Origin of the sequence: Aeromonas sp. HMWF015, assembly GCF_963878965.1 — a bacterium.
Taxonomy (GTDB): Bacteria; Pseudomonadota; Gammaproteobacteria; order Enterobacterales; family Aeromonadaceae; genus Aeromonas; species Aeromonas veronii.
Genome location: NZ_CAWNZT010000401.1, coordinates 1 through 1,167, shown reverse-complemented (window position 1 = coordinate 1,167; position 1,167 = coordinate 1). Strand labels below are relative to the sequence as shown.

Below are 1,167 nucleotides of genomic sequence, written 5' to 3'. Positions count from 1 at the left end.
CATAAAACCCTTAACTAAAGCGATTGCCTTAATAAAGTAACGATGCTGTTTTAATTCATGTTTATATGGATATTCCCATTAGCAATGACATAGATAGTAAACAAAGTACGCATCTTGCATTGGTTGTCTTATGGATCTTTTTATGGCTAAAATAAAATCACGGAAGAATTTTATATACTAGTGTTTTCAACCCTATTTCTTGACGGGAATAGGTGAAATATTTCTTTTGTCGCCTGTCCTATTTCAACGGAATTCATCTGATATATCACGTATGCGCTTAATACGGGATAGCATTTTTGATTTATACTTTCCGTAGTATGGGACTAGGCCTTTAACGCTCCTATCATCTTTCCTCAGTCTCGATTCGCGGCGTATATAATCTGGATGCTTATCCCAGGACAAGGAAATATATATAGACTGCTTTTTCTTGAAGCAATAAATATCTCCTGTGGCAATAAGCATATCAATCGCGTTGTCTAAATTTCCTAAGTCCCGCATACGGTAGGGACCACTTCTTCTAATTTCACTTTTTAAAAACCACTCATTTTTCCAGTTTTGCTTAATCCAGGCCAGTAGCGTGTCAGCGTTTTTTTGATCTGACAGGTCCTTTACTTCTGGTTTTACAAAGATCTTCAAGGCTTGATGTAAGTATATTTCTGTCAAGTGAATCGCCATATTCATCGTTCTGTAATTAACATCGTGTGCTTGATAATCAGTGTGAGTGAAAACATGTAGAACACCAGCTATACGTGAAGCCTGCTCCATAAATTTAGAACCAAAATCTTTATAGTCTTCCAAGTATTCACCACGTTTCATGTGTTCTTCAATTTGATTGTATTTTTGAAGCCACGACCTCTTGGCTTCATCTGTCATCTTTAAGCAGTGACGTGTTGTGCAATCAGCCCCTTCTCTCAGCAAGACATCGATTCTTGCATGAAAATCACGTAATGCATCTAAGTCCTGAAATGGCTGGCTACCGTCTACAGACTCATCCTCAAATCGATTGCCAATTTCAGATGCTGGCTCACAAAACAAAAAGCGTGCGTCGAGTCCGGAGCTTCTGAATGACGCCCCACTTTTTTCTCTGAATGACTTGTATATGTCAGGTTGAACCTGGATGCTTATGGTTAGGCGAGCGCCATCAATCAGGAGCTCTGTGTTGTTGGC

At 39.2% G+C, this 1,167-nt stretch carries 1 protein-coding gene; it reads right to left on the bottom strand.

Translation table 11 applies throughout. The features are described 5' to 3' along the window. Positions 1–243: 243 nt before the first annotated feature. A partial coding sequence (locus AACS18_RS20620; RefSeq protein WP_146184808.1) for a DUF3987 domain-containing protein occupies positions 244–1,167 on the bottom strand: 924 nt, incomplete at its 5' end.